20 protein-coding genes are annotated in these 25,046 nt (G+C 34.9%); 15 read left to right on the plus strand and 5 right to left on the minus strand.

The window, feature by feature from the left end:
• Positions 1 to 36: 36 nt before the first annotated feature.
• Both DLK05_RS10165 and DLK05_RS10170 read left to right on the plus strand, forming a co-directional pair.
• Positions 37 to 942, plus strand: a complete 906-nt coding sequence (locus DLK05_RS10165; protein ID WP_127343899.1) for a S66 peptidase family protein — start codon at positions 37 to 39, stop codon at positions 940 to 942.
• Positions 943 to 946: 4 nt separating this feature from the next.
• Positions 947 to 1,312 (plus strand): YraN family protein, encoded by a 366-nt coding sequence (locus DLK05_RS10170; protein ID WP_127343900.1) that lies wholly within the window; start codon positions 947 to 949, stop codon positions 1,310 to 1,312.
• Here the strand turns inward: DLK05_RS10170 and DLK05_RS10175 are convergent.
• The gene (locus DLK05_RS10175; protein ID WP_127343932.1) at positions 1,309 to 1,710 is read right to left on the minus strand and encodes a response regulator; all 402 of its coding nucleotides are present in this window, start codon (positions 1,708 to 1,710) and stop codon (positions 1,309 to 1,311) included. The two genes, DLK05_RS10170 and DLK05_RS10175, sit on opposite strands and share 4 nt — an antisense overlap.
• A gap of 440 nt (positions 1,711 to 2,150) precedes the next feature.
• On the opposite strand from DLK05_RS10175, the gene DLK05_RS10180 reads away from it, so the two are divergent.
• The 13 genes from DLK05_RS10180 to galE all read left to right on the plus strand — a co-directional run bounded on the left by DLK05_RS10180 (position 2,151) and on the right by galE (position 19,712).
• The gene (locus tag DLK05_RS10180) at positions 2,151 to 2,528 is read left to right on the plus strand and encodes an MmcQ/YjbR family DNA-binding protein (RefSeq protein ID WP_235831985.1); all 378 of its coding nucleotides are present in this window, start codon (positions 2,151 to 2,153) and stop codon (positions 2,526 to 2,528) included.
• Positions 2,529 to 2,575: 47 nt separating this feature from the next.
• Positions 2,576 to 3,757 carry a C1 family peptidase gene (locus tag DLK05_RS10185; protein ID WP_127343901.1) on the plus strand — a complete coding sequence of 394 codons (1,182 nt, stop codon included), beginning with the start codon at positions 2,576 to 2,578 and terminating at the stop codon, positions 3,755 to 3,757.
• Positions 3,758 to 3,939: 182 nt separating this feature from the next.
• Positions 3,940 to 4,494, plus strand: coding sequence for an RNA polymerase sigma-70 factor (locus DLK05_RS10190; RefSeq protein ID WP_127343902.1), 555 nt, complete (start codon positions 3,940 to 3,942; stop codon positions 4,492 to 4,494).
• Between the two features lie 106 nt (positions 4,495 to 4,600).
• A complete protein-coding gene (locus DLK05_RS10195; protein ID WP_127343903.1) occupies positions 4,601 to 5,779 on the plus strand; it encodes a FecR family protein in 1,179 nt (392 codons plus the stop codon).
• 98 nt (positions 5,780 to 5,877) lie between these two features.
• A complete protein-coding gene (locus tag DLK05_RS10200) occupies positions 5,878 to 9,552 on the plus strand; it encodes a SusC/RagA family TonB-linked outer membrane protein (protein ID WP_127343904.1) in 3,675 nt (1,224 codons plus the stop codon).
• A 199-nt stretch (positions 9,553 to 9,751) separates the two neighbouring features.
• Positions 9,752 to 11,233, plus strand: a complete 1,482-nt coding sequence (locus DLK05_RS10205) for a RagB/SusD family nutrient uptake outer membrane protein (RefSeq protein ID WP_127343905.1) — start codon at positions 9,752 to 9,754, stop codon at positions 11,231 to 11,233.
• A 10-nt stretch (positions 11,234 to 11,243) separates the two neighbouring features.
• The gene (locus DLK05_RS10210; protein WP_127343906.1) at positions 11,244 to 12,230 is read left to right on the plus strand and encodes a substrate import-associated zinc metallohydrolase lipoprotein; all 987 of its coding nucleotides are present in this window, start codon (positions 11,244 to 11,246) and stop codon (positions 12,228 to 12,230) included.
• A gap of 2 nt (positions 12,231 to 12,232) precedes the next feature.
• Entirely contained in the window at positions 12,233 to 13,441 is a 1,209-nt protein-coding gene (locus DLK05_RS10215) for a DUF4302 domain-containing protein (protein ID WP_127343907.1), read from the plus strand.
• Between the two features lie 180 nt (positions 13,442 to 13,621).
• Entirely contained in the window at positions 13,622 to 14,635 is a 1,014-nt protein-coding gene (locus tag DLK05_RS10220; protein ID WP_127343908.1) for a GntR family transcriptional regulator, read from the plus strand.
• Between the two features lie 103 nt (positions 14,636 to 14,738).
• Positions 14,739 to 15,902, plus strand: a complete 1,164-nt coding sequence (locus DLK05_RS10225; RefSeq protein ID WP_127343909.1) for a galactokinase — start codon at positions 14,739 to 14,741, stop codon at positions 15,900 to 15,902.
• 15 nt (positions 15,903 to 15,917) lie between these two features.
• On the plus strand, positions 15,918 to 16,970 hold the full coding sequence (locus DLK05_RS10230; protein WP_127343910.1) for a UDP-glucose--hexose-1-phosphate uridylyltransferase: 1,053 nt from the start codon (positions 15,918 to 15,920) through the stop codon (positions 16,968 to 16,970).
• A gap of 11 nt (positions 16,971 to 16,981) precedes the next feature.
• Positions 16,982 to 18,643 (plus strand): sodium/sugar symporter, encoded by a 1,662-nt coding sequence (locus tag DLK05_RS10235; protein WP_127343911.1) that lies wholly within the window; start codon positions 16,982 to 16,984, stop codon positions 18,641 to 18,643.
• A gap of 28 nt (positions 18,644 to 18,671) precedes the next feature.
• A complete protein-coding gene (galE, locus tag DLK05_RS10240) occupies positions 18,672 to 19,712 on the plus strand; it encodes a UDP-glucose 4-epimerase GalE (RefSeq protein WP_235831986.1) in 1,041 nt (346 codons plus the stop codon).
• Positions 19,713 to 19,926: 214 nt separating this feature from the next.
• On the opposite strand, the gene DLK05_RS10245 is transcribed toward galE, so the two are convergent.
• From DLK05_RS10245 to DLK05_RS10260, 4 genes are all read right to left on the minus strand, one after another.
• On the minus strand, positions 19,927 to 20,385 hold the full coding sequence (locus DLK05_RS10245; RefSeq protein ID WP_127343912.1) for a type II toxin-antitoxin system death-on-curing family toxin: 459 nt from the start codon (positions 20,383 to 20,385) through the stop codon (positions 19,927 to 19,929).
• Positions 20,382 to 21,386, minus strand: coding sequence for a DNA-binding protein (locus DLK05_RS10250; RefSeq protein WP_127343913.1), 1,005 nt, complete (start codon positions 21,384 to 21,386; stop codon positions 20,382 to 20,384). The genes DLK05_RS10245 and DLK05_RS10250 overlap by 4 nt, the downstream gene beginning before the upstream one ends.
• A gap of 1,418 nt (positions 21,387 to 22,804) precedes the next feature.
• Positions 22,805 to 23,092, minus strand: a complete 288-nt coding sequence (locus DLK05_RS10255) for a hypothetical protein (RefSeq protein WP_127343914.1) — start codon at positions 23,090 to 23,092, stop codon at positions 22,805 to 22,807.
• 257 nt (positions 23,093 to 23,349) lie between these two features.
• Complete coding sequence (locus DLK05_RS10260) at positions 23,350 to 24,264, minus strand: DUF4238 domain-containing protein (RefSeq protein WP_127343915.1); 915 nt, start codon at positions 24,262 to 24,264, stop codon at positions 23,350 to 23,352.
• Positions 24,265 to 25,046: the final 782 nt, after the last annotated feature.

The raw sequence follows: 25,046 nt of genomic DNA on the forward strand, positions 1-25,046 counted from the left end.
CTTAATTTGATCTTTCTATGATAAAACTAAATTGATATGTATCAACCTGCTGCCTTAAAAAAAGGAGATAAAATTGGAATTATTTCACCTGCCGGAAGAATTGACCCGGATCAAGTTGGTGTTGCGGTAAAAAGATTGGAAGATATTGGGTTAAAAGTAGTTTTAGGAAAGCATGTATTTGATGTCGATAATCAGTTTGCAGGAAAGGATATTAATCGATTGCGTGATTTGCAGATGATGTTAGATGATTCTGAAATTAAGGCAATACTATGTTCCCGAGGTGGTTATGGTAGTGTGAGAATCTTAGAACATATCAATTTTGATTGGTTTATTCGCAAGCCGAAATGGATTGTTGGTTATAGCGATATTACTGTTTTTCACACCTATTTAAATAATATTCTGGATGTGGAAAGTTTGCATGCTTGTATGCCAATTAATTTTTCGGTGAAAGAGGATGATAAAGCATTTATTAGTATGGTGGAATCACTTTATGGAAGATTTGAGAATTATGTGATCGAAAGTCACCCTCTAAATCGTAAAGGAAATGCTGAGGGGGAATTAATTGGTGGTAATTTATCTATACTATACAGTTTGAGAGGTACTTTTTTGGATTTTGAACCTCAAGGAAGAATACTTTTTATTGAGGATGTTGGCGAGAATTTATACCATTTAGATCGTATGATGCAGAATCTGAAAATTGGAGGTAAATTATCAGAATTACAAGCTCTGATTGTTGGGGGAATGAGTGATATGAAAACCGGAGATCCTAAATTTGGAAAAACGGCCTACGAAATAATTTATGAAGCTGTTAAGTTTTACGATTATCCAGTGGTCTTCAATTTTCCAGCAGGACATATTCGTGAAAATTGGTCCTTACCTTTAGGTAAATATCTTGAATTGCAGGTTGATAATGAAAAGGTGAAATTTAACTGGATTAAATAGACAAATGGCAGAACACAACGACTTAGGTAGATTAGGAGAAGATTTAGCCGAAAAATATCTCCTCAATAAAGGCTATCAGATTTTAGACAGGAATTGGATTTGGCAGAAAAAGGAATTGGATATTGTCACAATTAAGGATGATATATTGGTGGTTGTAGAAGTGAAATCTAGATCTACAGCATATTTTGAACACCCAGCTGATGCGATTACTCTATCTAAAATTAAATTTTTGGTGAGAGCAACTCAGGCTTATGTAGATTTAAAAGAAATTAAACAAGAAGTAAGGTTTGATGTAATATCTGTTCTAAAAAATGGGAATACTTATGACATAGAACATATTGAAGATGCTTTTATTGCACCAGTAGACTAGTCTGCTAAATATTTATCAATAGTTTCTAAAAGTTCTTCAAAGCGTATTGGTTTTGCTAAATAATCGTCGCAGCCTGCATCCAGAATACGCTCTCGATCACCTTCTAAAGCATAGGCAGTTTGAGCGATAATTGGAATTTGTTTGTGGTTCTTCTTAATTCTTCTGGTAGCCTCACATCCATCCATAATTGGCAATCTAATATCCATTAGAATTACATCAATATCATCGGTGAATTCAATTATATCGACAGCTTCTTTTCCGTTTTTTGCCCAAAGTAATTCCGATTCTGTCCTGCTAAGTGCAGCATCAAAAAACATGTTGTTGATTTCTTCATCTTCAACAATCAAGATTCTTTTATCTTTCCAATTATATTTTTGGATATAGCTTACCTGCTTCATAAGTTTCATAATATATTTAACACATATTCTGTGGATTAAAGATACAAAATTGCCACTAGTAAAAAAAAATAGTTTTTCACATTGATTAGATGAACATCTTCTTTTGTAGTAACCATAGGATGGTTTCCTCTTGTGTCTAAATTGGTTTCGAATAATTGCGGAATATACATAAATCTTTGCTTGCTTCTCGGAGAATAGGTTGATCTATTTAAATTAATATTGATTACTACCACTGAAATTATTGATCAAAAAATACTAGTTGTTGCCAATTGGATAGTATCTATTTGGAATGAATCAGGTTTAGATTTACAGAAGAATTCATTAATATTGAAAGGTTTAAAGAAAGACGGATTTTTAAGTTTTTATTTAAGGAGTATAAATACTCTAATTAACTTGGTTGAGAGTTCAGCTTGTGTGAAGACAGAGTGAAAACTGTTATAATGGATTTGAAAGATGAATATTTTATGAATATAGAAGATTTACGACTTTATTGTTTGGGTAAGAAAGGGGTTACCGAAGGTTTTCCCTTCGATGAAGAAACATTGGTTTTTAAAGTATTGGATAAAATGTTCTTGCTCACTAATATTAATGGTGATTTGAGAATGAATGTAAAATGCGATCCTGAAAAAGCTATTGATCTAAGAGAAAAATATCCGACGGTATTGCCTGGTTATCATATGAATAAAAGGTTGTGGAATACCATAGTTTTGAATGGGGAAATTTCGGATAATCTAATCAAGCAATGGATTGACGATTCCTATAATTTAATTGTTGCGAATCTTCCAAGAAGAAAACAGGCAGAATTAAAAAATGATTAATAAATAATTTCAATTATACTGACAACAAACTCAATTTCTAAAAAAAAATGAAAAAATTAATTTTAGCATTAATTGTATTGGCTTTTGCTAGTCAAGATATCTTGATTGCGCAAGAGAAAAAGATTGATAACAAAGAATTTACAACAGTGGTTGAGGTGAAGACTACTCCCGTAAAAGATCAACAAAGTACTGGTACGTGTTGGTGTTTTGCAACCACTTCTTTTATTGAGACAGAACTGCTACGTTTGGGAGCACCGGAATTAGATCTGTCAGAAATGTATACGGTACGATTGGCATATACACAAAAAGCCGAAAGGTATTTTAGACTTCATGGTATGGGAAACTATAGTGAAGGTGGCCAGGCTCACGATGTGATTAATGTTGTTAAAAAATACGGTTTTGTTCCACAAAATGTATATGCTGGGAATCAATATGGTAGTAAATATCATATTCATCAAGAAATGGTCAAGTCAACAAAAGCCATGTTAGATGAGATTGTAAAGAATCCAAATAAAAAGATTACTCCTGTTTGGTTGCCGTCCTTGAATGGTGTTCTGGATACTTATTTGGGTAAAGTACCAACTAAATTTGAATATGATGGGAAAGAGTATACTCCTCAGAATTTCGTTGAAGAAATGGGATTTAATACAAATGATTACGTTGAATTGACTTCTTATAGTCATCATCCATTTTACCAGTTGGTAGATCTTGAAATACCAGATAATTGGTCGAATGATATGTATTATAATTTGCCTATTGACGAATTGATGGATGTAATGAATTACGCTTTAAATAATGGTTATTCCGTATGCTGGGATGGTGACGTTAGCGAAAAAGGATTTTCACATCGTAAAGGATATGCCATCCTGCCTGCTCAAGTGGAAAAAGATATGTCCAACTCAGAAATTGCTAAATGGGAAGATGATGTCAAAAATAAATCTGATAAAGATACAGAATCCCTAAAGGAACCTAAAGTCACTCAACAAATGAGACAAGCAACTTTTAATGACTACGAAACTACGGATGATCATTTGATGCATTTAACTGGTATTGTAAAAGATCAGAATGGAACATTGTATTATAAAACAAAAAATTCATGGGCTGCTGATAGCAATAAGTTTGGTGGATATTTAAATATGAGCGAAGCATATGTTCGATTAAAAACAATTGCAATCATGGTGCATAAAGATGCAATCCCTCAAGATTTAAGAAAGAAATTAGGACTATAATTTTTGAAAAATCTTAAAGGAGGGCACCATAGCGGTGCTCTTTTTTAATTTAGAGACAGTTCGTGTTACATCATAGGGTTAAGATTAGTTTTTCTATTGTTTAATCAAAATAGTTTTGAAATATTATCTCTTTTTTTTGAAAATATTTTATAATATTGTCTGACCATTAACTATTTAACCTTATGACAGCCCATTATTCTATCCCCATAAATAAGCTAAGAGCCGGTAGTGAGAGGACTTTCAAGGAGCTCTACAACAAATATTACGATGCATTATTTCTCTTTGGACAAAAATATATTCCTAATCAAAATGCTGTGGAAGATATAATTCAAGAGAGTTTTTTAAAAGTTTGGGAGAAAAAAACTTCGTTTTTTCATGAAGCAGCCTTACGTGCATTTTTGTACAAAACGGTTCGCAATTCTTGTTTGAATTTAATAGAACATGAGAAGGTTTGTCGAAACTATCAGGAAGAGTTCGCTAAAGATTTAAGCAGTAATGATTTCTTTTTAAACAATGTGATCGAAGAAGAAGTTAATAGAATAATTACTGATACAATTCAAAAATTGCCAGAATCCGCACGACTGATTTACCTTTTAAGTTTAAAGGGATTGAAAAATGTGGAAATAGCAGAGGATTTAGATATTTCAATTAACACGGTTAAAACACAAAAGCAAAGAGCTAATAAGTTTTTAAGAGAAAATCTGAAAAATTTATTTACACTATTATGCTTTCTATGAGGAAATTGAAGATTTTTTTTAAAAAAAAGGGTGCTGAAAAAATATTTTTTGTCACCCTTTTTTAAGTTTTGCCTGTTATAGTACATGTAAATTGCACCAAAAGTATATGAAAGAGGATTGGTATTTAGGTTTTAATATCGCTGATTTAATAGTAAAGCGGCTAGAGGGGAAGCTTTCGAAGGAGGAAGAGCAGACTTTAGAAGATTGGAAATATGCGAAGGAAGAAAACTTGGTTTTATTTCATCGACTTTCCCAAAACCCGGAGAAGCAGTTTTTTAATCGGGAAAACAAACTTGAAGATTCTCACAAGGAACAAGTGTGGGAAAAAATCCGATTAAGTGTTAAACGCCAAAAACGTACGCGAATTCTTAATTCATTTATGAAAATTGCTGCAGTTTTTGTTATTGTGTTGGGGAGTGTGTTTTTCTTTTCCAATTTAAAAAAATCAGTGAAGGATGATTCCGAAACAATAATTACACCTGGTAAAAACCTTGCCTTATTAGTAATGGGTGATGGGGAGAAGTATGAGTTAGATAAAGAGGTGCAACTACAAGAAAGTGGAGTTAAAATTACGAATGATTCCGATGAATTGGTTTATCAGAAGGCGGAAGTAAATAATAAGGCGAAGAAGCAATTAACCTATAATACAATTATTATTCCTAAAGGGGGGGAATATAAATTGACCTTAATGGATGGAACTAAAATTTGGCTGAATTCAAATTCTAAACTTAGGTATCCTTCAGTGTTCGGGAGTGATGTGCGAAAAGTGCAGTTAGAGGGAGAGGCTTATTTTCAAGTGGCTAAAGATTCGCTCCATCCATTTATTGTTGATGTGAATAATGTTCAGGTTAAAGTGTTAGGGACATCTTTTAATGTGAACGCCTACGGGGATGATGATGAAATTGTGACCACGCTTCTAGAAGGAAAAGTGGAGGTAAAAGATGAATTTTTTGGGAATATGGCAAAATTGTTGCCTAATGAGCAATTTCGATTTAATAAACTAAATGGGAAATGTGCAAAGAATAAAGTGGACGCTAAAATTTATGCGGCATGGACAAATGGTCGGTTTGTTTTCGAAAACGAAAGTCTGCAAGAAATAATGAATAGGCTTTCGAGATGGTATGACGTGGAAGTTTTCTTTCTTAATAATGATGCTAAAAATCTTAAATTTTCAGGCGATGTGGCTCGCTATGAGAATATTAATCAAATATTAGAGATGATTGAAGTTACTCAAAAAGTGAAATTTACGATTAAGGATAGAAGTTTAATGGTGGAAAAAATATAAAAAAAATCCGGGATCTGCAGCCACAAACCCCGGACAAAGCCAATAAACATTTCTATCTGTGATAGAAATATAGTACTAACCAAATCACATTCAAAACTATGAAAAAAAATCGAAAAAAGTCTTTTTTACAGCAAAGAAAATTGTTTTTTGCAAAAAGACTTCTATTCTTACTTCTTGCAATCAATGTTGTGCATTTTCATGCATTGGCAATACCGCAGGGAGAAATCCTTGAACTTAAGATAGATAGTGGTTCTTTAACGGATGTTTTTAATCAGATTAAAGAAAAAACCAATTACACTTTTTTGTATAATGTTGACGATATTAAGCAAATTAAAAAAGATGTAAATTTAAATGGTTCTGCTCGGAGTGTAAAATCTATCTTAAATGATTGTCTGGAAGGTTCTGGTTTGACCTATGAGCTAAAAGATCAGGTAATTATAATTAAACCGGCTCCAAAAACTAATACAAAAGATGAGTCTACTTCTATTCAAACAAAGAAAGAGGAGAAGAAAATTTCGGGTATCGTTACAGATACAGATGGTGTTGGGCTTCCGGGAGTATCAGTTTTTATAAAAGATTCCAGTATTGGAACTACAACAAATATCGATGGATATTACCAGATTGAAATTCCGAACCAAAAGGGAGTTATTTTAGTTTTTTCGTTTATTGGTATGGATAAGCAGGAAGTAGCAATAAGCAATCAGTCAGAATTGAACATTGTACTTTCTACATCATCGGAACAAATAGACGAGGTTGTAGTTACAGGTTATCAGGTTATTGACCGCCGACTTTTTACAGGTTCAGCTGCTAAAATAAAAACAGAAGAAATTAAATTGGATGCTACTCCAGATGTATCAAGATTCTTACAGGGTCAAGTGGCTGGTGTTTCTGTTGATAATGTATCTGGTACTTTTGGTGCTGCTCCGGTTGTTCGAATTCGTGGTAATGCATCCTTAAATGGAAATAATAAACCACTGTGGGTGGTTGATGGTGTTGTTCTGGAAGATTTAATCGAAGTTACTGCGGACGATTTAACTTCCGGTAACTTGTCTACTGTTTTAAGCTCCGGTGTAGCTGGCTTAAATCCTGATGATATTGAAGATATTCAGGTTTTAAAAGATGCATCCGCAACGGCGCTGTATGGTGCACAAGCTATGAATGGTGTTATTGTAATTAATACAAAAAAGGGAAAAGCGGGAAAGCTGAAAGTGAATTATACAGGTAGTATTGCTGTAAAGGAACGTCCTAATTATTCTCAGTTTGATATCGCGAATTCTGCCTCGGAAATTACTTTTTACAAGGAACTTGTTCGTAAAGGATGGATTGATTTGGCATCTTCGGTAAAAGCCAGAGACTATGGTGTTATGGGGAAAATGTTCAATCAAATTGATGAGGGAACAATTAACTGGGGACCTGATGGAGGTTTGAACGAAGACTTTCTATCCAAATATGGTAATGCCAATACGGATTGGTTTGATGTACTGTTTAAAAATTCGATTACCCAGCAGCACTCCTTTAGTTTTTCCGGAGGTTCAGATAATGCTGTTTATTATGCATCTTTGAGCTTATATAACGATAACGGAAGAACAATTGCGGATAATGTAACCAAATACACCGCTACCATGAAAGGTGATTTTAAATTATCAGATAATTTTAAGGTAGGTCTAAAACTATCAATAAATCACAGAGATCAAAAATTACCAGGATCGAAAGATCGCGATTTTAATGCTGTAGAAGGAGTTTATCAACGTGATTTTGATATTAATCCATTTAGTTATGCTTTAAATACTAGTAGAAGTATGAGAGCATATGATGACAATGGTGATCTTGAATTTTTCAGAAGAGAGTACAACGATTTTAATATCATTCATGAGCTAAATAATAATTCGGTTGATCTTACTGCAACAGATGTGGTAGCTCAAGTGAATTTAGACTATAGTTTAAGCAAAACTTTAAGGTTAAGTACTATAGCTCAGGTTCGAAGAAATGCTGCATTACGTGAGCACAAAATTCATGAGAATTCAAATCAGGCAAATGCTTATCGGGCTGAGAGCACGCAATTTATTCGGGATGCAAACCAATTATTATTCAGCGATCCTGACGAACCAAACTCAAATCCATATTCCATATTACCTGTTGGTGGATTTTATAACACCATCAACAATAGTTTAGATTTTTTCTCTGTCCGTAATTCCATTTCCTGGAATCCAACGATTAAGGATATACATATTATGAGTTTTTTGGTTGGACAGGAAATAAAATATACTGATCGTAAAGAAATTGGAAGTGATGGCTGGGGGATTCAATACGATAGAGGTGGATTGTACAGTGAACATCCTTATCTCTCCAAGTACCTTAGTTTAAACAATCAGGTGCGGGAAAGATATGATGAGCAGAGAGATAGGTATATTGGTTACTTCTTGAATGCAGCTTATTCTTATTTGGGAAAATATACCTTTAATGGTACTATTCGTCGTGATGGATCGAATCAATTGGGAAGAACCAAAACTGCTCGCCATATGATTTCATGGAATGTGAGTGGCAAATGGAATATCACAGAAGAAGATTTTATGGAAGCCTCAGAGTGGGTGGATCTGCTTAGTTTAAAAGCTACCTATGGTTTGACTGGTGTAATGGGACCGTCGGCAAGTGCAATTCAAAAAATGATTGCTTATCAAACTTGGCGTCCTTACGATAAGGAAACAGGAATTCAGATTGAGGATCTTACCAACGAGGATCTATCCTGGGAGAAGATGTACGAGTTTAGTGTGGGTGCGGAAGCGGCATTCTTTAATAATCGTATTTATACCGATTTGGCTTACTACAAAAGAAATTCATTCGACTTGATTGGAGCAGTGCGAACTTCAGGTATTGGTGGTGAAGGTATCAAGTACGGTAACTTTGCTGATATGGAAACAGAGGGTTTTGAGATCGCTTTGAACACCGTTAATATCAAATCTAAAAATTTCAAGTGGACTTCCAGTATCAATCTAGACTATAATAAGAGCAAGATTACCAAACTGGATAATTATAATAGAATTGGTGATTATGTGGGAAATACCGGAGGAAACTTTCTGGGAAGACCACGTAGAGGATTGTATTCTATTCGCTTTAATGGATTAACCAATCAAGGATTGCCTACATTTTTAGATAGCGAAGGAAATGCAATCGAAGAAAATATGAATTTTCAAGCTCGCGAAGATGTTATGGATTATCTCAAATATGAAGGTGTACTTGATGCTCCTTATTCCGGTGGTATGACTAATACGTTCACGTATAAAAATTTCTCACTTGGCGTAGGACTTGTCTTTAGAGCAGGTAACAAAATTCGTTTAGATGATTTGTTTAAAACAGGAACAACAGGATTAAGACAATACGGATATTCTTCCATTTCCAAAGATTTGGAAGACCGATGGGTTGCTCCCGGAGACGAAAACTTCACCAATGTGCCAGCAATTGTGGATAGAAGATTTGAGGATGATTTGAATACCCGAAATCTTAACTTATACGAAATGTATAATAAAAGTGATGTGCGGGTTGCCGATGGTAGTTTTGTGAGATTAAAGACGGTTAGTTTTAGCTATACTGTTCCTAAAGATTTTATCAATAATTTGGGAATTGAGAGTGCTCGATTGTCTATTCAAGCACAAAATCTGGCTCTACTTTATTCAGATAAAAAGCTAAATGGTCTGGATCCTGAGTTTTACCGATCAGGTGGTGTTGCATTGCCTGTGCCAAGAACTTATACTTTCTCTCTTAATATTGGATTTTAATATCAAATTGGTTGATGTTTATTCTTATTTAACAACATCATCCTATGAATATATAAACTGAAATTCTTAGGGATAAATTGATCAAGAAGATTTAAAGCACATGAGAATAGCCTGGATTTTAATTAGTAATACTATTTGATAGGATCACTTAATAATTCTGCGGCCTCTATGTGGCAATTTAAAGACAAATTATAGACACATGAAAAAAATATATATAATACAATTGATTACTCTTTTGTTTTTATCCGGATGTACCGATTATCTGGATGAAACACCAGACAATAGAATTGAGATAAATTCACTCGAAAAGGCTTCTGAATTATTGGTGGCTGCCTATCCAAGAGCTGATTATTTTTTTACTGATTGGATGACTGATAATGTGGAGTTTATTGTGACCAATAAACAAATTGCACGAATGACGGATACTTATTTGTGGAAAGATTTGGATGAGTACGACGATTATAATACACCTTCGAATTATTGGAATGAAGCTTACACGGCAATAGCTCAGGCAAATACGGCTTTAGAATCACTGGCTAAAATTAACGATGATAATACTGATCTTAAGAATTCGATAAAAGGGGAGGCACTACTTTGCCGGGCTTATGCACATTTGATGTTGGTGAATTTATTTGGTAATAATTATAATGAATCTACTTCATCAACCGACTTGGGTGTTCCGTATGTAACAGAAACAGAGAAAGTTTTGTTGAAGGATTATAAAAGAAATACCGTAAAGGAAGTTTATGATATGGTGGAGAAAGATTTGACTGATGGAATGGCTCTTCTTTCGGATGATTATTATTCCGGCAGTAAAAAATATCATTTTACAAAAAATGCAGCCAATACTTTTGCCTGTAGATTTTATATGTATAAAGGAGATTATACCGAAAGTATAAGATATGCCAATCTAGTATTAGGTGATAATACGGTAAATACTGCCTTTATTAAGGATATGAATGAGTATGGTAATCAGTCTGGATCAGTAGCAAAAAGAAATTTTTTTGTGAGTAATACTGACCCTAGTAATATATTAATTGTTGAGAAACAGGTTGGTATTGGATTACGACACTCATATGGATATCGTATGGGAGTAAAGCAATGGAATAATTTGTTTGATACTAAAATTTGGAGCGGTAATGATTTAAGAGGCGATTACATGGGGTATTATGGCGATGGCGATAGAAATGTAATTCGTGCTCCAAAAATGAAGGAAGAATTTTATAAAGAGAGTTTGACTGCAACAACAGGATATCCATTTTGTGTACAACCAGTTTTTAGAGGAATAGAACTTCTTTTTAACAGGGTAGAATCTAATATCGAACTAGGAAACTTTGCTGCTGCATTAAGCGATTTAAATACCATAGGTCAATTGAGATACGATGGTGCAGGAGCATTAACTATTGCAGATATTCAGGCATATTTTGCTAGTCTCGATCCTGATGGAAATACTGTGACACCAGATGAAAAAGAAGCTTTAATGAGTTTACTTTTGGATGAAAAAAGGAAAGAATACTTGCAGGAAGGTATGCGATGGTTCGATATTAAAAGACATGATATCGAAATAACCCACATCACCTACGATGGTAAAGAAGTTGTTCTTGCTAAGAATGACAAAAGAAAAGTACTTCAAATTCCATTAAGTGCAAGTTCTAGAGGAATCATTAAAAATCCACGTTAAACCTACGGAAATGAAAAATATAATAGTAATATTTTGTTTACTTGTTGCAGGGCTTTTCTATTCCTGTGATGAAGGAAATAAAGCAGTATATGAGCCAGATAGCATTGTAGAATCTACAGATCCTATTAGTGTTTATTTTAGAGAAAACTTTCTAAAACCTTACGGAACAGCAGTGCGTTGGCAATGGGTGGACAGATATGTTGATGATTCAAAAAGAGTTACTCCTCCTTTCAGGGATGTTTGTGTTCCAATGGGGGAATTTTTGAAGCAATTCTGGTTAGAGCCTTTCATGATTACTGAATCAGGCACAAAATTTATGAAAGATCATTTTCCACCGGAAATAGTTTTTGTTGGATCCAAAATGTATAATAGTGATGGAGAGTCAATTACTTTAGGATATGCCGATGCTGGTGTGCGAATCACTTTTACTCAGGTAAATGAATACGATTTGACCAATAAGGAATGGCTTTTATTACAATTGCGAACAGCCGACCATGAATATGGACATATTATTCATCAACGTCATAATTTACCTAATGGCTTTAAGGAAGTAAGTCCTAAGAATTATAAATCGAATAATTGGTTAAATCTTGCCGGTGATGTACAAGCATCTGGTCCAAGAATTTCAAGGGAAGCTATCTCTCTTGGGATGGTATCTAACTACGGAACTTCTAACGAGAATGAGGACTTTTGTGAAATTTTATCTATTTATCTTACTTCAGACAAAGCAGAATTTGAGCAAAGATATTTGACTCATGAACCAGAATCGGCTTATCAGAAAATCGACGCTGATGGTAATCCGGTGGTTGACGCTGATGGTAATCCTGTAATGCTAGATCCTGCTGATGATGCAGTAAAAATGAACGAAGGTCGCGATTTGATTTCCATTAAATTGAATATGATTAAGAAATACTATATGGATAATTTTAATGTAGATCTTGATCAGGTTCGCGATGAGATAATGAAAAGAATTGATGAAGTTTTAAATCCAGCATAATCATGAAAAATATATTATATGTATTTGTGGCATTAATCACATTGTTTTCATCATGTGATAAAAATACCGATCCGGTGTTTGATAAAAGCCCCGAACAAAGATTAAGTTCTGTATTATCAGAATATAAAGCAAAATTGACACAAGGCGATGGTTATTGGATTGCATATTATTCGGGTAGTGCTATCCTGATGAAGTTTAATGAAGATAATACCGTTGAATTCAAATCTACATACGATGGTGGTAAAGAAGATAAAACAGTAACCTACAGAGTTGGGGCTTCACAAGTACCTGAATTGGTTTTTGAAAATTATACTGTATTTCAAGCACTTTATGAGGCTAATCGAAGTACCGGAGAATATGAATTCTTGTTCGATCATATTTCTGACGACAGAATCGACTTTATTAGTAAAACGGACTTAGGAGATATTAAGACCAAGCTTACTTTTTTTAAAGGAACACCAGAGGACATTGATAAGGTGAAAGCGATGATCGCTAAATTTGCGAAAATGTCTTTTTTTAAGAAGGTATTAGTAGCAGGAACCAGTTACGAGGCTATGTTGATCACTATTCCTGGCGAGGCTACCTTGCAGGTAGTTGATGAGGATGGAAGTATTTCTTCTAAAAAATATGATTTTGAAGTCACAAAAGATGGTCTTTTGTTTTCTCCTGAAATCACAATTGATGGCATTGATGTAGCTTCTTTTATTTACGATGAAGGAAAAGGACAATTTATTGCAAATGCTGGTGGTAAAAATATTTCGATAGAAGTGGGAGCTAAGCCAACGGCACCGCAAAAAGGAATTTACAGCGACTTTATGAAGACTAATTTTAAAGTCATTGAAAATTATTCTTATGCATTGGATTCTGTTCAGCCATTATTGAAACAGGATATTCCTTTATTAAGTGCATTTCAAATTTATGTACAGTGGGGATATGTACTTGCTTATGCACCTAAACATGTTGATGGTAAGTGGGCTGGTTTTTCTGCCTTTACTTTTGCAGAGAATCCCGATGCTGCGGATGAGTTGTTGGTGGCTTGGGATAGTCGTATATATGGCCAATGGTGGAAAGATATTTATTATAATGATGGAGGTCAAAAGTTACTTGGTTTTATCTTAGATCCTAATGGGTTATACATTATGAAAGCAGGACTTGATTCGTATTACTTGATAAGTAATTCAGACCCTTCTCAATATGTTTTGGTTGAATAATTAGGTTGATTATTAATAGAAGTATGTAGTAAAGAGGCAGCCAATCGGTTGCCTCTTTTGTTATGTGATGTTTTAATATAATTGTATAGCAATTTGTTGTCCAACCCTACCAGTACATATCAGTTAGAAATTTATTACCTTTGAATCCAGAAAATAATATTCCATAAAATATATAGACCTATGCCATCAAGTATCTTTCAGGTTTCGAATGAATCAGGAGTGCCAAAATATAAGCAACTAATCAATAGCTTATATCACACTATTGAACAGAACCAACTAAAGATAGGAGATCGCTTGCCATCTATTAATGCGATTTGTAAGGAATTCGGACTATCTCGAGATACTGTTTTGGTTGCTTTTAATGAGTTGAAAAACAGAGGAGTCATATCTTCTGTTCCAGGAAAAGGATATTATGTAGAAAGTACATCAACTCAGTTTAAGCAGAAGATATTTGTATTGTTCGAGGAATTTAATGCCTTTAAAGAGATATTATATAATTCTTTCAGGGAACATCTCAAAGGACAGGCAATAGTAGATATATATTTCCACCACTTTAATCGAAATGTGTTTAAGGAATTAATTGAAAATAACAATGGGAAATATACTTCATACGTTATTATGCCGGCAAAATTTAACGATGCCTATACGATTTTAAAGCAATTGCCTTCCGACAAAGTCTATATTCTGGATCAAACTAATACCACCTTAAAAAAATATTATCCTGCCGTTTATCAAAACTTTGAAAAAGATGTTTTCGAAGCGCTTTCTTCAGGAATCGAATTGCTTAAAAAGTATAAAAAGTTGTATTTGGTTTTTCCAGGAGGTAAGGAACCTATTGGGCAAATGAAAGGTTTTCAGAAGTTTGCAAAAACATTTTCAAATCAATGGGAATTCGAAATCATTGCCACCCTGGAAAATCATGATATAAAAAAATCAGAAGTTTATATTGTTCCCAATGATTTGGATTTAGTAACTCTGGTGAAAGAGGCAAAACGAAAATCTTTTCAGATAGGTGAAGATTTAGGTATTATATCTTATAATGATACTCCTTTAAAAGAAGTGGTTGCGGATGGAATTACTACAATAAGTACCGATTTTAGGGAAATGGGACGCATCCTGGCTGAGATGATTTTAAATGCCCAAAAAATTCATCAGGAAAATAATTGTCTGCTGATTCAGCGAAACTCTTTGTAGATCTTTTTGGTAAAGAATAAAGTGTACTCATCTTTTTCAAATTTTGAGAATAGGAAATAAACGCATATATTTGCCAACCAGTACCAACCAGTAAGATGATAGTATGAATCTTGATAAATTAAAACATGAATTTAGAAATAGCTATGGAGATGGAGTATGCAGCGTATATTTTTCTCCTGGACGAGTTAATTTAATTGGAGAACATACCGATTATAACGGGGGTTTTGTTTTTCCATGTGCATTGTCATTCGGAACTTATTTTCTGATAAGAAGAACCAAGGAAGGTTTTTTTAGATTTCGGTCGTTGAATCAAATGCAGGATGAAAAAGTGAACTTGAATCAATTAACAAGTCCGCTTAACCGGGGGAATTGGGTTAATTATCCTTTGGGTGTAATTGCTCAATTTGTGAAAAATGGATGTCATTTTGAAACAGGTGCGGATATTTTAATTGCCGGAAATGTTCCCAATGGTGCTGGTTTATCTTCTTCCGCTTCTCTTGAACTAGCAACCGGTGTAGCTATAAACGATTCCTATGGTTTTGGTAAAGATCAACTCACATTAGTGAAATATGGGCAAAAATCGGAACACGAATTTGCTGGTGTACTTTGTGGAATCATGGATCAATTTGCTTCAGGAATGGGGAAAAAAGATCATGCTATTTATTTGAATTGCGATACGCTCGAATATGAACTTGTCCCGGTTAAGTTGAAAGGTGTAAAAATCGTAATTGGCAATACGAATAGTCCGCATAGTTTAGATTCTGGAAAATATAACCAGCGAGTTGCTGAATGTAAGGCTGCTGTTGATGCAATTTCCCCCTTTAAAAAAATTACAAAACTTGGTGATTTAAGCCTGACTGAGTTCAACTCTTTATCCGATAAAATAAAAGATGTTACGGTGTTACGCAGAGCTCGTCATGTGATAAGTGAAATTGAAAGAACTAATCAGGCAGTAAAAGCATTGAAAGATGGTGATATAATGGCTTTTGGTTTACTAATGAATGCATCTCATAATTCTCTGCGGGATGATTACGAGGTTACCGGTTTTGAATTGGACAGTATGGTAGATGCCGCCAGGAAGGTAAAGGGTGTTATTGGGTCGCGTATGACTGGCGGTGGCTTTGGTGGATCTACTGTTAGCTTGGTTCAGGAAGAATCAGTAGATGAATTCATCGAGAAGGTTGGAGCAGAATATACCTTGAAAACAGGTTTAGTTGGTGAATTTTATATTGCTGAAATTGGCGATGGCGGCAAACGAATTGAATAGACAAGTTACAGACAGATGGAACAATTTGATTATATAGAAAATCCACATCGTAGATATAACCCGCTTACCGGCGAATGGGTTTTGGTTTCGCCACATCGGTCGAAACGACCATGGCAGGGACAAGTAGAAAAAGTGGTGGAAGAAAGCCGGCCATCTCACGATCCCAAATGTTATTTGTGCCCGGGAAATGAGCGGATTGGTGGAGAAGTAAATCCCAATTATAAGGATGTGTATGCTTTCCAAAATGATTTTAGTGCTTTATTGCAGCAAACACCTAAAGGAGTGTTTTCAGACGGGGAGCTGTTTCGTGCCGAAAGTGAATCCGGAATTTGTAAGGTGATTTGTTTTAGTCCCAATCATAGTCTTACCATTCCCGAAATGAAGGTTGAGAATATCCGTAAAGTAGTAGATCTATGGGCTAAGGAATATGAGGAACTGGGACAAAAAAAAAATATAAATTACGTGCAGATTTTCGAAAATAAAGGTGCAATCATGGGATGTTCGAATCCTCACCCACATGGACAAATTTGGGCATCTTCATCAATTCCTTTAGAACCTTCGAAGGAGGCACTCACGCAAAAAGCGTATTATGAAAAACATGGACGTAGCATGTTATCGGATTATCTGCAAAGCGAATTGGAAAAAGAAGAACGTATTTTAGCGGAGAATGATGCTTTTGTTGCTTTAATCCCTTTTTGGGCGGTTTGGCCTTTCGAAAGTATGATTATCAGTAAAAGAACTGTTCCCGATTTACTTCATTTATCAGATAAGGAAAAAACAGAATTAGCAGATATTTATAAAAAACTTACAATAATGTACGATAACCTATTCGAGGTTTCTTTTGCCTATTCGGCTGGATTACATCAGGCTCCAACCGATGGTCAGGAACATCCCGAATGGCATTTGCACATGCATTTCTATCCTCCATTATTACGCTCGGCTAATGTTAAAAAATTTATGGTTGGATATGAAATGCTGGCTACACCACAGCGTGATATTACGGCAGAAGGGGCAGCTAGTCGGTTAAAAAACTTATCGCCAATTCATTACAAACAAAGGACTAAATAATTTATAAGGATATGAGTAATACATTTTCATTTCTCGATTACGCAATATTCATTGCATATGCGTTGGTAATTGTTGGAGTAGGTTTATGGGTGTCGCGCGATAAGGCAGGACATCAAAAGAATGCCGATGATTATTTTTTGGCTAGTAAATCATTGCCATGGTGGGCTATTGGAGCTTCCCTGATTGCTGCAAATATATCGGCAGAACAGTTTATCGGCATGTCGGGTTCTGGTTTTGCCATTGGTTTGGCAATAGCATCCTACGAATGGATGGCCGCATTAACTTTAATTATTGTAGGAAAGTTTTTTCTGCCAATATTTATCGAAAAAGGATTGTATACTATTCCTGAGTTTGTGGAGAAAAGATTTTCTACCAATCTTAAAACAATTTTAGCCATTTTCTGGATCTCGCTTTATGTATTGGTGAATCTAACTTCAGTATTGTATTTGGGAGCTTTGGCGATGGAAACAATCATGGGAATTCCTATGATATATGGTATTATTGGTTTGGCTCTTTTTGCTGCCAGTTATTCTTTATATGGTGGTTTATCTGCGGTAGCATGGACCGATGTAATTCAGGTAGTATTTCTGGTGATAGGTGGGTTGGTTACAAGTTATTTGGCACTTGATACCGTTTCTGGTGGGGAAGGTGTTATTGCAGGATTTAAGCATATTTACGAAGCTGCACCCGATAGTTTCCATATGATATTGGATAAAACGCATAGTCAGTATATGAACCTTCCAGGTATTGGTGTGCTGGTAGGTGGTTTATGGGTAGCTAATTTATATTACTGGGGCTTCAATCAATATATCATTCAGCGAACACTGGCTGCTAAATCTCTTGCTGAATCGCAACGGGGGATTGTATTTGCTGGTTTTCTAAAACTAATTATTCCTTTGATAGTTGTAATTCCTGGTATCGCTGCCTATGTAATGGTTAATGATCCAAGCATCATGGCTGGTTTGGGTGATGCGGCACGATTAAATGTGCCTACGATTGATGCTGCAGATAAAGCCTATCCCTGGTTATTACAATTTTTGCCAACAGGTTTAAAAGGAATTGCATTTGCTGCACTGGCTGCTGCTATTGTTTCTTCTCTGGCATCTATGCTTAATTCTACTTCTACCATATTTACCATGGATATTTACAAGCCTTATTTTAATCCGAAAGCATCGGATAAGGAAACAGTTAATGTAGGTAGAATCTCTGCTGCTGCAGCTTTGCTTATTGCCGGTATTATTGCTCCGCTGTTAGGTGGCTTAGATCAGGCTTTTCAGTTTATACAGGAATATACAGGAGTAGTGAGTCCGGGTATTCTGGCTGTTTTCTTGCTAGGGTTGTTTTGGAAAAAGACAACTAATAAAGGTGCAATTGTGGGGGTATTGGCTTCCATACCAATTGCAATGTTCTTTAAAATTGGCACGAAAACATGGTTTGATGGTAGCGGATTTGAAAATTTATTTCCAAGTTTTCCATTCCTGGATCAAATGGGATATACCTGTCTTTTGTCGGCAGCTATCATCATGTTGGTGAGTTATTTGCAAAATAAAGGAGCCGATGATGAAAAAGGAATCGAAATCAGTAGAAAAACATTTGCTACGGGTAAAATATTTAATCTGGTTTCCTATGTAATCTGTATTCTTATTGCAGTTTTGTACGCCTTGTTTTGGTAAATGAGATTGGAAATTATTACGGGGTAATATGATGAGGAAAAAAGTATTGGTTACCGGAGGAACCGGATATATTGGTTCGCATACTGTGGTTGAACTTCAAAAAAATGGTTTTGAAGTGCTAATCGCAGATAATCTGTCGAACTCTAAAATGGAAGTTTTGGATGGGATAGAAGCCATTAGCGGAATTCGTCCTCAGTTTCAGAAAGTGGATTTGAGTTGCAGTAAAGCTTGCGCTGATTTTTTTGATAAACAGGATGAAGTACATGCAATTATCCATTTTGCAGCCTCTAAAGCAGTTGGCGAATCGGTGGTAAAACCATTGTTGTATTATCGAAATAACCTTAATTCTTTGATCAATATCATGCAAGCCATGAAGGATAATGAGATTTCTAATCTGGTTTTCTCTTCCTCTTGCACGGTTTACGGACAGCCCGATCAGCTTCCCGTTACCGAATCAACACCAAGAAAAGAGGCCGAATCTCCTTACGGCAATACAAAATCGATTTGTGAGGATATTATTCGGGATACAATTAGTGCCCATCACGATTTGAATGGAATAGCATTGCGTTATTTCAATCCGATAGGCGCACATCCCACGGCAAAAATAGGAGAACTGCCCATGGGAGTTCCCAATAATCTGATACCCTTTTTAACGCAAAGCGTAGTGAAAATAAGACCTCAATTAAATGTTTTTGGAAATGATTACAACACGCCGGACGGATCATGCATTCGGGATTATATCAATGTGGTGGATCTTGCCAAAGCTCATGTAGTGGCTATTCAAAGATTATTGGAGAATAAACAAAAAAACAGATACGAGTATTTTAATGTGGGAACCGGACAGGGAGTTTCCGTTTTAGAGATTATCGATTCTTTCGAGCGTGCTACCGGAGAGAAAGTTCCTTTCGAAATTGTAGAACGCAGAGAAGGCGATATTGAACAGATTTATGCGGATACTACCTTTGCTAATAAGGAGCTTGGTTGGAAATCTGAAGCCAGTTTGGAGGAAACGCTGCTTTCTGCCTGGAAGTGGCAGCTTAGCTTAGCTGAAAATTGGAAAATCGTATAGTTAGTTTTTATAGTTAGGGGTGCAAAACATCAAACGGAGTTGGTTTACATTCAATGCTCTGTTTGGTGTTTTTTTTTGAAAGCAGCTCGGCACAGACAGCATTTTAGCTAATATTTTTTCTAAATAATTCTGCTTGGTTTATCCTTAATTTTCCGAAATATCTGGTGGTGTGAGAGGTGTATCCCGACTATTTTAGTCGGGATCATCTACTCGATTACCATTCGTTGTTTTCTCCGGGCGAAATACAATCAAGTAATTTTAATTTAATTTCTTCTGAATAATCATCTTCGTATACTAAGGATTCAATTATGTCTTGGAGAAATTCCTTTTCAATTCTACCTGCAGCAAGATGATAACTAATTGTCTCCATTTTATACAAAAATCGGTGGGCTGCTTCCAAATATCCATTCTTCAATAGAAATATACTACCCAAAGAAATTGCAATTCGTTTGTTTCCATCTTGAAAGCAATGGCTTTTATTTGCAGCAAAAAACAAATGGGTAAGTTTCTCTATAAAAGTTGGATAATACAAATCATTTTGGATGTGTTCAATTGTAGATTCCAACAATCCGATATCAATTATCCCATCTGTTCCTCCGCCACTTATTTCAATAGTTTTTTTGTGGATGTCAATTACTTCCTGAATGTTGGTAATGTAGATAATCTCACTCATTCTGCATCTTTTAAACGTTTAAAAACATCCTTTGCTTCTTCAAGCTGTTGCTCAAAGTCAACACTTTGTTCTCCAAGAAAACGCTCAAAATCTGCAGGAGAAATTGACTGTATATATTGCTCTAGTTTTTTATGGAAAGCATCTCTAAAATGTAAATCTCTTGATGCCATTTTTGTTCTAGCATCTTCAATATGTGGTCTTTGTAATGGATGCTCCGAAAAATACTTGAAAATATCATCAACTTCTTTTTGATGTAATTTTCTTCCTTTTTGTTTGGAGTGCTTTTCTAGTTCAAAAGCAATTCCAGTCTCAAATGACGCAATAAGATTTAATATTTCGGCATACATTGTATCTCGTGCATTATCCTTTGTCTCAAGCTTTAATATTTGTTTATATTCTTTTGCATTTTCTTTAAATATGCAATGATATATTCTATCTGTAAAAAGAGAATACTTATAATTTCCCATATCTACATATCTGTTTAATGCTGAAGTAAACTCTTTTCTATACTTACTTTCTCGAATTGCAGTAGGTAAATAATCAGAATCTTTTCTATTAATGTATTTGGTTCCACCACCTGTTTTCTCATTAATGGTTTCAATTACAATATCAAGCATTTTTGACCTAAGGAGCTTTGCATTATCACTTTCAGCAAGCAACATTCCTAGATTTAGGAATGCCCTAAAATTAAACAATCCTAATTGAGTTGTTTTGCTCGGGACATTGATGACATGACCAAACTGTAACTTCAACTCTTTTAGTCGTTTACCCCTACTTAAAATATACCCATTATGTTTTAACTCTTGGTCATATTTCTCCAAATATCTCTTAACAGTCCTTTCGTCAATATCATAAAAATCAGCGACCATTTGAATGGTAAACTTATATTCTCCTTCAAATAGCATCCCTGGTAACCCAATGTATTCTTGGATTTTTTCAATTGCAAAACGGTTATTTAGTATATTTTGTCTGGCAATATTTGAATTTGTTAAATCTCTCATACTAAATCTTTTTACTAAGATACATTTTTCCTACAATGCTCTTTTTCAATGTATGGTAACGTTAAACTGTAAGAATCCGTCAATGGTTATGATTTTTACAGCGTGTTTATTAAAATATCAATAGGGTTTTTAAACTTACGAAAATTCTGTTTTGGATACATGAGTGTAAATTTCAGTTGTTTTCGAACTTCCCTTTCCCAAACCTTCCTGTATAAATCTCAAACCCATTCCTTACTCCCGCTAAGTTGTTAATCTGTACGAAATCGCCTAGCCTAATCTCCCCTTTCACATTTAGTATGTTTTCTAAATGCCCTCTAAAATTAAATATATTATTTAATATTTAGCAGGGATTTCATAGGTTATGATCATAGAATCATTTTAAATAAGATTTATACCAACAGTATTTGAGGAGGCGTCCTGCCGAGGTTTAGGTAATCCTGCTGCAAAAAATACCGTCCTGCCGGTAATTTACGCGTCCTGCTACTAAATAACCTGTCCTGCCGATAATTTGGTCGTCCTGCTAAGAAATAAGTCGTCCTGCCGGGCAGGGCGATAAATGATATAGCAGGGCGGGTAAACATGCAGCAGGGTAACTAATAATACAGCAGGGTAATACAAAACACAGCAGGACGTGTAAATAGCTGGCAGGAGAACACAAAAGGCGGCAGGAAATAAGGAAATACTAGCAGGATGAGAAAAAAGGCAGCAGGAAACATCAAAATGTTGGCAGGATTGCCTTTAATAGTGGAAGGGCGACAAAAAAGACAGCAGGATAAGAAATATTTCGGCAGGGAATCAGGAATACCCCTCCGCTGCCGCACGAATCCTTTCGTATAGTTCTTTTATAGAAAACGGAACGCGAGTAAATCGCACACCAGCAGGGGGAATAACTTCGTTTCAAATCTTCATTCCTATGAAGACTGGATTTGTACGCCCTAATCTCTCGGTTTTCATCGCTTTACAAACGGTACAGCCTGTTGAAAATCCATAAATTAGGAAGATTAATGCACCAGATTCACGTAAGCTCCTCCTCTGAAGACTTCAGAATACAAGAAAAATCGTCGGTAAAAGCATAGAAAATCCAAAGCAACACGGGATGTAGTTCAACATGTACTCATCGCTGGGTCTTGCAGACCGCTCATAGTTCTATTTATTGTGTGGCGTACTTTTTATTTCCTTCTTAAACTCATCCCTTAATAAATCAACAATTTTCTTGTCTGCAATAAAGTGAAATGGCGATTTTAAGTCATGTAATCCAAAAGTTGTTGAATTGATATAAATCCACTCATTTTCAAAAAGAATATAAAGTTGTCCGCCCGAACTAAATGTAGATGGTATTATTGCTTTTATAAATTTTTTGTTGTCATTCTGAATTCCCCAATTTTTGTCAGCAATTAGTCCTCTAACAATTTCTCTATTTATATCCCTTCCATTTTATAGAGTCTGTTAATATTAATAAAAGACCGAATTATAAAATATCCAAATAACTGAAATATCAAAAATAAAAATATTTCAAAAATAGTCTGTTCCACTGAAGGGTTATTCCCAAATCCATTAATTGCGTCATAAAATAGAAAAAATCCAATGACAGGAAACCATAAAGAAATTAAAACATTACCAATAAATCCTGAGACCAAATCAATCCATGTGGTTTTATATGTCATTCGTTTAAAATGTAAAGATTTATTTACGTCAATGTCAATCATTTGCAGTGATTTTGTAAGCCACACAACGGTCTTGCTAAGTTTCGTGGGCGATTTCAAAGAGTAAACTTATCAATGCGCCAAATAAGCAAGCCGAGTAAATTTGTTTATATTTTGAACAAACTAATTTTAATTGGCTTGCTGGTGTTTCTTAATTGCACTAAACTTTCGAACTGCTTATCAGCGCCCATGAAATTTAGCTTTTGTTAGCGTTTCGTACTTACACATAATTAAATGTAGACTTATAAAAAGTAATTCTCTCACTTAATTATATTCTCCAACAGTTTAATTAATTCAAAATTATTTGTTTTAGAAAACACCTGTCTGTGAGCATGTAGATATTGATACATATTATATTCTCTTTTTTTCCGCATAGAAATTTCAGAGATAAACTTATCTGAATGTGTTAACTTATCCTTATGATGTTCAGAATCCCATATAGTTAATAAAACGGAAGGACTTATAGGTAGAATAATCTCCACACCTGACATACCAAACCCTTCATTAAATCTGCGTTGATTTTGGAGGTGAGGTTTTAATAACACAGGATTATCTGATGTTATAAAATCATTGTCTGATGACACGTAATAAACCCAGTGTTTTTTCAACAAATCAGACGCACAATTTTTCAAAAATTCAGGATCAGCATAAATATCCGAATGCAAAACAGGCTCAAACTCTTTATCCAAACTTGCTTTTACCTTTAGATTACTATCAATAGTTGATGCTATTATATCAGCTGATTGTTGAGCTAGATTTTCAAACATTGTAGAAAAATTGTTTCTAACTTTTATATTTCTTAAATATTGAATAACTATTAAATAAGCAAACGTGCTTTTTTCGTCACCATCTAATATCGTAGTATCTAAATTGCTAATTTTCCAATTAGTTGCTTTGGTTATAATTTTTGAAAGTAGACTACTGAATGCTACTTCAACGTTTTTTGAGAAAAATTCCTTTTCAAAATACTTCTCTGCGAATGGCAACTGCTCTATATTTCGAATATATTTCTTTGGCAGATCATAAAAGAAATCTTCATAAGCAACTTTTCCTGTGGAACTGCAAAATGATTTTTTTATAATCTTATCGTAGGTATAAAGATTTTTTCCATTCTCAGAAAAATTCCTCAAGTAACATTGTGGCACATAATGCTGCCTTTCATTCTTTTGTCTCATCTCAAAACATATTACGATTATTGAATTTATCTTTCCTGTATGAACGCTAACGAATAGCTGTAAGAATCCGTCACCTGTTATGATTTTTACAGCGTGTTGATTAAATCATCAATAGGATTTTTAAACTTACAGAAATCTGTTTTGGATACATGAGTGTAAATTTCAGTCGTTTTTGAACTTCCCTTCCCCAAACCTTCCTGTATAAATCTCAAACCCATTCCTTACTCGCGCTAAGTTGTTAGTCTGTTCGGAATCGCCTAGCCTAATCTCCCCTTTCGCATTTAGTATGTTTTCTAAACGCCCCTTAAAATTAAATATATTATTTAATATTTAGTAGGGATTTCATAGGTTATGATCATAGAATCATTTTAAATAAGATTTATACCAATAATATTTGAGGAGTAGTCCTGCCGGGGTTTAGGTAATCCTGTTACGAAAATAGTCGCCCTGTTAGATCCAAAGTGATCCTGTTAAGGAAATAGTCGCCCTGTTAGTGTTTTGCTCGTCCTGTTAAGAAAATAGCTATCCTGTTGAACAGGGCGAGTTCGAATGTAACAGGGCTAGGTAAATAGCAACAGGATTGGTAATATATCAACAGGGTCATTAGAAATATAACAGGACGCTCTGAAAATCAACAGGGATAATAGCAAGACTAACAGGACAAGTTAAAAAGCAACAGGAAATATGGAAATGCTAACAGGGCAGCTATAAACCCAACAGGGTTTGTTGCCAAAGTAACAGGGCATGAAAAATTCTAACAGGAGTATGACCCTTCCTAAAAT

Origin of the sequence: Ancylomarina longa (assembly GCF_003996985.1) — a bacterium.
In the GTDB taxonomy this organism is placed as follows: Bacteria; Bacteroidota; Bacteroidia; order Bacteroidales; family Marinifilaceae; genus Ancylomarina_A; species Ancylomarina_A longa.

Bases quoted from the DNA above. Each gene is read 5' to 3' on its own strand.
- DLK05_RS10165 (WP_127343899.1), top strand. From the start codon at position 37: ATGTATCAACCTGCTGCCTTAAAAAAAGGAGATAAAATTGGAATTATT.
- DLK05_RS10170 (WP_127343900.1), top strand. From the start codon at position 947: ATGGCAGAACACAACGACTTAGGTAGATTAGGAGAAGATTTAGCCGAA.
- DLK05_RS10175 (WP_127343932.1), bottom strand. From the start codon at position 1,710: ATGAAGCAGGTAAGCTATATCCAAAAATATAATTGGAAAGATAAAAGA.
- DLK05_RS10180 (WP_235831985.1), top strand. From the start codon at position 2,151: ATGGATTTGAAAGATGAATATTTTATGAATATAGAAGATTTACGACTT.
- DLK05_RS10185 (WP_127343901.1), top strand. From the start codon at position 2,576: ATGAAAAAATTAATTTTAGCATTAATTGTATTGGCTTTTGCTAGTCAA.
- DLK05_RS10190 (WP_127343902.1), top strand. From the start codon at position 3,940: ATGACAGCCCATTATTCTATCCCCATAAATAAGCTAAGAGCCGGTAGT.
- DLK05_RS10195 (WP_127343903.1), top strand. From the start codon at position 4,601: ATGAAAGAGGATTGGTATTTAGGTTTTAATATCGCTGATTTAATAGTA.
- DLK05_RS10200 (WP_127343904.1), top strand. From the start codon at position 5,878: ATGAAAAAAAATCGAAAAAAGTCTTTTTTACAGCAAAGAAAATTGTTT.
- DLK05_RS10205 (WP_127343905.1), top strand. From the start codon at position 9,752: ATGAAAAAAATATATATAATACAATTGATTACTCTTTTGTTTTTATCC.
- DLK05_RS10210 (WP_127343906.1), top strand. From the start codon at position 11,244: ATGAAAAATATAATAGTAATATTTTGTTTACTTGTTGCAGGGCTTTTC.
- DLK05_RS10215 (WP_127343907.1), top strand. From the start codon at position 12,233: ATGAAAAATATATTATATGTATTTGTGGCATTAATCACATTGTTTTCA.
- DLK05_RS10220 (WP_127343908.1), top strand. From the start codon at position 13,622: ATGCCATCAAGTATCTTTCAGGTTTCGAATGAATCAGGAGTGCCAAAA.
- DLK05_RS10225 (WP_127343909.1), top strand. From the start codon at position 14,739: ATGAATCTTGATAAATTAAAACATGAATTTAGAAATAGCTATGGAGAT.
- DLK05_RS10230 (WP_127343910.1), top strand. From the start codon at position 15,918: ATGGAACAATTTGATTATATAGAAAATCCACATCGTAGATATAACCCG.
- DLK05_RS10235 (WP_127343911.1), top strand. From the start codon at position 16,982: ATGAGTAATACATTTTCATTTCTCGATTACGCAATATTCATTGCATAT.
- galE (WP_235831986.1), top strand. From the start codon at position 18,672: ATGATGAGGAAAAAAGTATTGGTTACCGGAGGAACCGGATATATTGGT.
- DLK05_RS10245 (WP_127343912.1), bottom strand. From the start codon at position 20,385: ATGAGTGAGATTATCTACATTACCAACATTCAGGAAGTAATTGACATC.
- DLK05_RS10250 (WP_127343913.1), bottom strand. From the start codon at position 21,386: ATGAGAGATTTAACAAATTCAAATATTGCCAGACAAAATATACTAAAT.
- DLK05_RS10255 (WP_127343914.1), bottom strand. From the start codon at position 23,092: ATGATTGACATTGACGTAAATAAATCTTTACATTTTAAACGAATGACA.
- DLK05_RS10260 (WP_127343915.1), bottom strand. From the start codon at position 24,264: ATGAGACAAAAGAATGAAAGGCAGCATTATGTGCCACAATGTTACTTG.